Consider the following 856-nt stretch of genomic DNA (forward strand, 5'->3'; position numbering starts at 1 on the left):
ACATCTTGTCAGTTACAAAATAAAACGGTTGATAATATTGTTCTAAGTTGTGATTATACCCATGGCGAAAATAAAGATTTTAATATAAAAATTGGTGAGGGACAGTTTTCTTTAGGAAAAAATGATGGAATTAATCAGGCATTAGATTGTTTATGTAAAAATGACTGGGTTAATTCATCGGACAATTATCAAGACACAAACCTGCACAAGTTACTGAGTTCTTTGGCTGAAACGTCATTGGCAGAAAGGATGATAGGTTTCAACAATGCACTAAAATGTGATCTGCCTGCTGATTATCACCCAACTTTCTGCTTTGAGGGGAATGGTCAATCTGGTGTGAACATGCATTATGAGGTGATCCACAGTGAAAATAACTGTAATCATTTTAAATTGACGGGTGCGTTTTTGTTTGATAAAAACTGTCAATTACGTGATGAAAACCCTTTAATTTCTATTGAATATTTCCCTCAATGCTCTAAGGCGTTAGAAGAAACTCTGGACTCCAGAACGGTAATGCAGGCACTTTTAGATTGGTTAAGGAATTTATTCCATTTGAATGGTTCTGCGTTGGCAAATATTCAATCTGAGGTAGATATAACAGAATATGTCGAGGTGAGTTTTTTAAATAAAAATCAGGTTGGCATTGCTGATGGCATAATGGAAAATAGAGTGAATGAAGAACGAGCAGCACGAGTAGCGCGTGAAGAACAAGCAGATGATATTAAACCATTATTGCGATCCATTATTCAAGATTTTGATGTAGTAATTGAATATATAAACAATGAATTAGGTGAGCGTAGTGATGACGGACTTGAACAAATGCTAGAAAAATTTTCTGACGGTATTGATAAAGATC

General features: G+C 34.9%; 1 protein-coding gene. It reads left to right on the forward strand.

Going from position 1 to position 856, the window contains the following annotated elements; all coding sequences use genetic code 11:
- On the forward strand, positions 1 to 856 hold an 856-nt coding region (locus V2A85_RS24045), incomplete at both ends, for a hypothetical protein (RefSeq protein WP_420072600.1).

The sequence above is a fragment of the Yersinia sp. 1252 StPb PI genome (assembly GCF_048593885.1).
Classification (GTDB): Bacteria; Pseudomonadota; Gammaproteobacteria; order Enterobacterales; family Enterobacteriaceae; genus Yersinia; species Yersinia enterocolitica_E.